The following is a 6,242-nucleotide window of genomic DNA, read 5'->3' as shown; positions in this document are numbered from 1 at the left end:
TTGTATATCATTACAAATTTGAAAATAGAGAAATCGCAAAATTGAAAATATTTGAGTACATAGAGGGCTTTTATAATGATAAAAGAATACATTCCGCTATAGGTGATTTAACCCCTAATCTAATGGAAAAATACTTAAATCAAAATCGAAGAATGGTAGCTTAAAATTGTCTCCACTTTTTAGTTGCAATTCCACTTCCAACTGTAATGGCGTGTTCGGGACTTGCACCCTAGAGTTATCGCCCATGCCGGGCGCACAACTAAAATACCAGCTAAGTGCTTAGCTGGTATTTTTATACTATATATCTACGAATTAAACACGTTTCAGGAAGATTAAATAGTTTTAGTCCATAGGTTTAGTCAAAAACTCAGGATCTTGCGAAGCCGTCTCGTCAAATTCGCCTTCCCATTTGGACACTACAACAGTAGCCAAACAGTTACCAATCACATTTACTGAAGTTCGTGCCATATCCATTAATTCATCAATACCCAATATCGCAGCAATAACGAATGTCGGCAAACCAAACTGATCTGCAGTAGCAATCAATACGATCAATGATGCACGAGGTACAGCAGCTACACCTTTGGATGTAATCATTAAGGTAAATGCAATCATTAATTGCTGACCAATGCTAAGATCAATTCCTGCCGCTTGTGCAACGAATATTGATGCCAATGAAAGATACAACGATGTTCCATCCAAATTGAAACTATATCCTGTCGGAATTACAAAAGACACAACTTTCCGCGGCACACCAAAACGTTCCATATTTTCCATTGCCTTTGGTAATGCAGCATCCGAACTTGTCGTTGCAAATGCAATTGACACTGGTTCTTTTATAGCTTCAATAAACTTCTTTAGAGGAACCTTCAAGTATAAAGCAATTGGCAATAAAATTAAAAACAAGAAAGCTAACAGCGCGATATACAAACTCATTAACAGCATAAATAAGTTCTTGAGTATGTCTACCCCGAGATGACCTACGGTATAAGCCATCGCTGCTCCAACGCCGATTGGCGCAAAAAGCATGACTAAATTCGTAAACTTAAACATGGCTTCAGAAAGACTTTCGGTAAAATCGACTAAAGGTTTACGCTTTTTTTCCTCCACCATAGCCAATCCAATACCAAATAACACCCCGAAAATTACAATCTGCAAAACCTTGTTTTCATACACAGATTTAACGATGTTCTCTGGAAATGTATCGCGCACAAATGCATTAAATTTATACACCCAATGCACATTTTCACTGATATGTGTCAATGCTTTTTCGTCAGCAGCTGATACCGCGGATGTAGTTGGCAGTTCTTCATGCGGCATATTTGCTACATCTATGCCGACACCTGCTTCTGTGATATTAATAACCGCAAGCCCAATGAAAATCGCACAGGTCGTAGCGCAGAAAAAATACAACATTGATTTCCAAGCCATACGTCCAACTGACTTTAAGTCAGAATGCCCCGCAATACCAAAAACTAATGTTGCAAATAAGATTGGTCCAACAATGGTTTTTACCAACTTAATGAATCCCTGACTAAGGGGCTGCATAGAGATTGCCAAATTGGGAAAATCCAAGCCCACAAATACGCCGAGAACTAGACAGGTCAATATCCAAGTTGTCAGATTTCTCCTTACCAAAGCATTCAATGTCAACACAGCAGCTGAAATCCATCGAACCGCTACCATAACATCTGGAGAAAACGCAACTAGATTAAATTCGTACAATAAGGTGATAATAATGGCAATGGTTATTGTAATCAGCATTACATAACCTACGTTCTTTTTTGACATTTAGTAGAATTTTAATGTTCAACAAAAATATAAAAATACCTAAGTAACACAAACAAAAAAGGCACGATTAGTTAATCGTGCCTTTAAATAAAATCTTTATATACATGCTACTCAGCGTGTAACCAAGCTTTCTTAGCTAATAATTCTTCTTCTGATTCTACCACATCCTCATCCTCTACACAACAATCTACAGGACATACAGCTGCACATTGTGGCTCATCATGGAAACCAACACACTCCGTACATTTGTCAGAAACAATATAGTAAACCTCGTCAGATACAGCATCTTGAGATGCAGAAGCATCAATAGTAACACCGTCTCCGAAGTCAATCACACCATCCAAAGACGTTCCATCTGAAAATTTCCAAGGAACACCAGCATCATATATCGCATTATTTGGACATTCAGGCTCACAAGCCCCACAATTAATGCATTCGTCAGTAATTTTTATCGCCATTTATAACCTCACAATTATAATAAATAAACTAATTTTGTAACGTCAAAAGTAAAAATCGAATTTGAACTTTCATAATAAAAGTATACAAATCTAGTAGGCTTTCTACTTATTTGACAAAACAAAGATAAAGCAAAAAATTATCAGAATTATTCTAAATAACATATTTTGACAAAGAACGATAGAATTAAGGCATTTGAAAAGTTGGGAGAATGGATGCTCCAATTAGATCAAGACACTATTTGGCGCATCGAAAGCATTCAGAATCGTAACCCTTGGTATACAAAAGAAAACGTATTAAAACAGTTTCAAGCATTGGGACAAAATCTTAATACGGATAAACTAGAGGCTTGGACTGCTCCTTATAACGTAACAAATACTTCAAATGTTGTAGGATTAGTATTAGCAGGGAATATTCCGTTGGTTGGTTTTCACGATGTACTTTCTACATTAATTCTAGGTTTTACAGCACAAATTAAACTTTCCTCGGATGATGCAGGCTTAAGTACCCTAGTTTTGAATAAGCTTATGGAAATCGAACCTCGCTTCCAAAATCAAATTCAGATCGTTGAACGTTTGGCGAATTTTGATTTGGTTATTGCGACTGGCTCTAATAATACCGCGCGTTATTTTGAATATTATTTTGGTAAAAAACCTCATATCATTCGCAAAAACAGAAATTCTATTGCGGTATTGACTGGCGAAGAAAATAGTGAACAATTGTCCAAGTTAGGCGATGATATATTTGATTATTTCGGATTAGGTTGTCGTTCGGTTTCCAAAATATTCATCCCGAACGAATACCCTATAGCTACATTCTTCGAAGCAATCGAACAATATAGCCCCATACGAGATCATTACAAATACAACAACAATTACGACTATAATAAATCAATCTATTTAGTTAATGGAGACAAGCATTACGATAATGGATTTTTGTTATTGAAGAAAGATGAAAACATAGCTTCACCTTTGGCGGTAATTTTTTATCAAGAATATGAAAGCCTCTCTGAGGTAGAGGATTACATCAATTCACGTCAAGAAAATATTCAATGCGTGACTTCCATCGCTTCATTAAATATTGAAACTCCCCTATTTTCATTAGGTGGCAGCCAGTGTCCAGCGCTAGATGATTATGCGGACGGTGTCAATACATTACAATTTTTGGCAGATAATCAATAAAAGTTAAATATTAGCGTTTGAGTGATACGCAATTGGTAAAAAATTCTAACTTTGTTATCTATGTATGTGATAAAAGTAAAAGGTGTAGCTAAAATCCCTGATTATGTGCAATTGCGTGATGATGCATTTACTTTATTGGCATATTTCAGAGTTGATAGACCTGACAAATCTTTAGTTAAAATTGGTCTGGAAGACAAAGCTGAAGAAATCATGAAAATTGTTCAAGAGTTACCTTTTGGTCAAATTAAAAAAATTGAACTTTAATATAAATGGCAAGCAATACAGTTATACGTCTTAAAAACGTAGATATATACCAACAAAAACATTTAGTCCTTTCGAATGTCAAATTAGAAATTGGAAATGGTGAATTCCTTTACTTAATCGGTCAATCGGGATCGGGTAAAAGTTCATTATTGAAAATAATTTATGGCGAACTTCATATCGCCGATGGCGAAGGATTGGTGGCAGGTTTTGATTTGAAAAAATTAAAAGAAAATGACGTTCCTTTCTTACGTCGTAAGTTAGGAATCGTATTCCAAGATTTTCACTTATTGAATGACCGTAGCATCGAGAAGAATTTAGAATTTGCTTTGAAAGCAACGGGCTGGACAGACAAAAAATTGATCCAAAACAAGATGATTGATGTTTTGGAAAAAGTAGGTTTACGTTCTAAATTGCATAAGATGCCACACGAACTTTCGGGTGGTGAACAGCAGCGTATCGTAATCGCCAGAGCCTTGTTGAATGACCCTGAGATTATTCTTGCGGATGAGCCTACAGGAAACTTAGACCCTTCTACTTCCGAAGAAATTGTATTATTATTACGTGACATTGCTGCATCGGGCACTGCTGTATTGATGGCGACACACGATTACCAAATCATTCGCAACATGCCATCCCGTATAATAAAAACGGCAGATGGCGCCCTGCACGACAACGTAAGTATATAAATAAACTGACAAAACTAATGTAATCCGACATTTTGGAAGTGTTGACACAGCAAACACTGACAAGGTGTCGGATATTTTTATAATGGCAAAATTATTGGTAAAAGTATTTGAGCTATTCAAATATCTAAAAAATAGTGTGATGATGAACGAAAAAGAGAACATTCAAGACGAGAATTTAGAACAAAACGAAAACAATCAAGAGCAAGAGACGCAGGAAGAAGTTGCTGAATTATCACAAGAAGAGATTCTAACGAATCAATTAGCTGAGACAAATGACAGATTTGCGCGTTTGTTTGCTGAATTTGATAATTATAAAAAGCGTACTTCTAAAGAGCGCGTAGAATTGATTTCAACAGCAGGTGAAAAAGTGATTTCAAAATTATTAACTGTTTTGGATGATTTTGATAGAGCACTGAATGCGATGTCTACAGCGCAAGATGTGGAATCTGTAAAACAAGGTGTTGAATTAGTTAACAGTAAGTTCAGAAAAATCTTGGAAAACGAAGGTTTGAAAGAAATGAATGTAGTTGGTGAAACGTTCGATGCTGATTTTCAAGAAGCAATAACGGCTATTCCTTCCCCATCGGAAGACATGAAAAATAAAGTTATTGATGTGGTGGAAAAAGGTTATACGTTAAATGATAAAGTAATCCGTTTCGCGAAAGTGGTAATCGGACAATAATATAAAATTCGATGTCAAAGAGAGATTATTATGACGTACTTGGTGTCTCACGCCAAGCTGACGCTGCAGAAATAAAATCGGCATACCGTAAGTTAGCCATTAAGTATCACCCGGACAAAAACCCGGATAATGCGGAAGCAGAGGAAAAATTTAAAGAGGCGGCTGAAGCTTACGAAGTATTAAGTAATGCGGATAAAAAAGCGCGTTATGATCAATTCGGTCATGCGGGCAATTCTGCTGGATTTGGCGGTGCTGGTGGTGGCATGAATATGGATGACATATTCAGCCAATTTGGTGATATTTTTGGTGGTGGTAATCCATTCGAAAGTTTCTTTGGCGGAGGTGGTGGCGGATCACGTGGTGGTCGTCGTGTGCAAAAAGGCACGAATCTTCGTATTAAAGTCAAATTGACTTTAGAAGAAATTGCCAAAGGTGTCGAGAAAAAAGTTAAAGTAAATAAGCAAATCGTTTGTAAAACTTGTGATGGCTCTGGTGCGAAAGACAAATCTTCATTCTACACGTGTAAAACATGTAGCGGTGCAGGATCTGTAAGACGCGTAACCAATACAATCTTAGGTCAAATGCAAACAACAAGCACTTGTCCTACTTGTAACGGTGAAGGTGTTGAAATCACAGCAAAATGTACAACTTGTCGTGGTGATGGTTTAGAAAGAGGCGAAGAAACAATTTCTATCAACATCCCTGCTGGTGTGAGCGAAGGTATGCAATTGTCGATGAGTGGCAAAGGTAATGCAGCTCCTCGTGGTGGTATTGCGGGTGACTTGATTATATTAGTTGAAGAAGTGCCTCACGAATCACTGAAACGTGATGGTGTCAACGTGATTTATGATCTATACATCAATTTCGCTGACGCAGCATTAGGTACAAGTGTTGAAGTACCGACTATAGATGGTAAAGCTAAAATTAAAATCGATCCAGGAACACAGGGCGGTAAAATATTACGTCTAAAAGGAAAAGGTATTCCAGAAGTCAATTCTTACCACAAAGGTGATCAATTGATTTATGTAAATATCTGGACACCAAAAGCGGTATCTTCAGAAGAACGTGAGATCTTAGAAAAACTTAAAGGTTCTTCTAATTTCAAGCCACAGCCAGGTAAGAGTGAAAAATCATTCTTCGAAAGAATAAAAGAATACTTCGAGTAAGAATTATATACATGAT

At 36.8% G+C, this 6,242-nt stretch carries 8 protein-coding genes; 6 read left to right on the top strand and 2 right to left on the bottom strand.

What is annotated here, in order from left to right:
* The coding region (locus tag GOQ16_RS18155; protein WP_160069779.1) for an IS3 family transposase at positions 1–164 on the top strand (164 nt) is incomplete at its 5' end.
* Between the two features lie 178 nt (positions 165–342).
* On the opposite strand, the gene GOQ16_RS13590 is transcribed toward GOQ16_RS18155, so the two are convergent.
* Together GOQ16_RS13590 and GOQ16_RS13585 are read right to left on the bottom strand one after the other, a co-directional pair.
* Entirely contained in the window at positions 343–1,791 is a 1,449-nt protein-coding gene (locus GOQ16_RS13590) for a dicarboxylate/amino acid:cation symporter (RefSeq protein WP_160069778.1), read from the bottom strand.
* Positions 1,792–1,898: 107 nt separating this feature from the next.
* The gene (locus GOQ16_RS13585; protein ID WP_160069777.1) at positions 1,899–2,249 is read right to left on the bottom strand and encodes a 4Fe-4S binding protein; all 351 of its coding nucleotides are present in this window, start codon (positions 2,247–2,249) and stop codon (positions 1,899–1,901) included.
* 165 nt (positions 2,250–2,414) lie between these two features.
* Here GOQ16_RS13585 and GOQ16_RS13580 point away from each other — a divergent pair, with 165 nt between their 5' ends.
* The 5 genes from GOQ16_RS13580 (at position 2,415) to dnaJ (ending at position 6,226) form a co-directional block, all read left to right on the top strand.
* Positions 2,415–3,428, top strand: a complete 1,014-nt coding sequence (locus GOQ16_RS13580) for an acyl-CoA reductase (RefSeq protein WP_160069776.1) — start codon at positions 2,415–2,417, stop codon at positions 3,426–3,428.
* Positions 3,429–3,488: 60 nt separating this feature from the next.
* Positions 3,489–3,692, top strand: coding sequence for a fructose-6-phosphate aldolase (locus GOQ16_RS13575; RefSeq protein ID WP_149913281.1), 204 nt, complete (start codon positions 3,489–3,491; stop codon positions 3,690–3,692).
* A gap of 5 nt (positions 3,693–3,697) precedes the next feature.
* Positions 3,698–4,378: a cell division ATP-binding protein FtsE gene (locus GOQ16_RS13570; RefSeq protein WP_160069775.1), complete on the top strand. Its 681-nt coding sequence runs from the start codon at positions 3,698–3,700 to the stop codon at positions 4,376–4,378.
* Between the two features lie 82 nt (positions 4,379–4,460).
* A complete protein-coding gene (locus GOQ16_RS13565) occupies positions 4,461–5,060 on the top strand; it encodes a nucleotide exchange factor GrpE (RefSeq protein ID WP_223225132.1) in 600 nt (199 codons plus the stop codon).
* An 11-nt stretch (positions 5,061–5,071) separates the two neighbouring features.
* Positions 5,072–6,226: a molecular chaperone DnaJ gene (gene dnaJ, locus GOQ16_RS13560; protein WP_160069774.1), complete on the top strand. Its 1,155-nt coding sequence runs from the start codon at positions 5,072–5,074 to the stop codon at positions 6,224–6,226.
* Positions 6,227–6,242: the final 16 nt, after the last annotated feature.

The sequence above is a fragment of the Sphingobacterium bovisgrunnientis genome (assembly GCF_009829085.1).
Classification (GTDB): domain Bacteria; phylum Bacteroidota; class Bacteroidia; order Sphingobacteriales; family Sphingobacteriaceae; genus Sphingobacterium; species Sphingobacterium bovisgrunnientis.
Note: the sequence above shows the minus strand (reverse complement) of the source record. Positions and strands in the feature narration are given on the sequence as shown.

Bases quoted from the DNA above. Each gene is read 5' to 3' on its own strand.
- GOQ16_RS13590 (WP_160069778.1), bottom strand. From the start codon at position 1,791: ATGTCAAAAAAGAACGTAGGTTATGTAATGCTGATTACAATAACCATT.
- GOQ16_RS13585 (WP_160069777.1), bottom strand. From the start codon at position 2,249: ATGGCGATAAAAATTACTGACGAATGCATTAATTGTGGGGCTTGTGAG.
- GOQ16_RS13575 (WP_149913281.1), top strand. From the start codon at position 3,489: ATGTATGTGATAAAAGTAAAAGGTGTAGCTAAAATCCCTGATTATGTG.
- GOQ16_RS13570 (WP_160069775.1), top strand. From the start codon at position 3,698: ATGGCAAGCAATACAGTTATACGTCTTAAAAACGTAGATATATACCAA.
- GOQ16_RS13565 (WP_223225132.1), top strand. From the start codon at position 4,461: ATGGCAAAATTATTGGTAAAAGTATTTGAGCTATTCAAATATCTAAAA.
- dnaJ (WP_160069774.1), top strand. From the start codon at position 5,072: ATGTCAAAGAGAGATTATTATGACGTACTTGGTGTCTCACGCCAAGCT.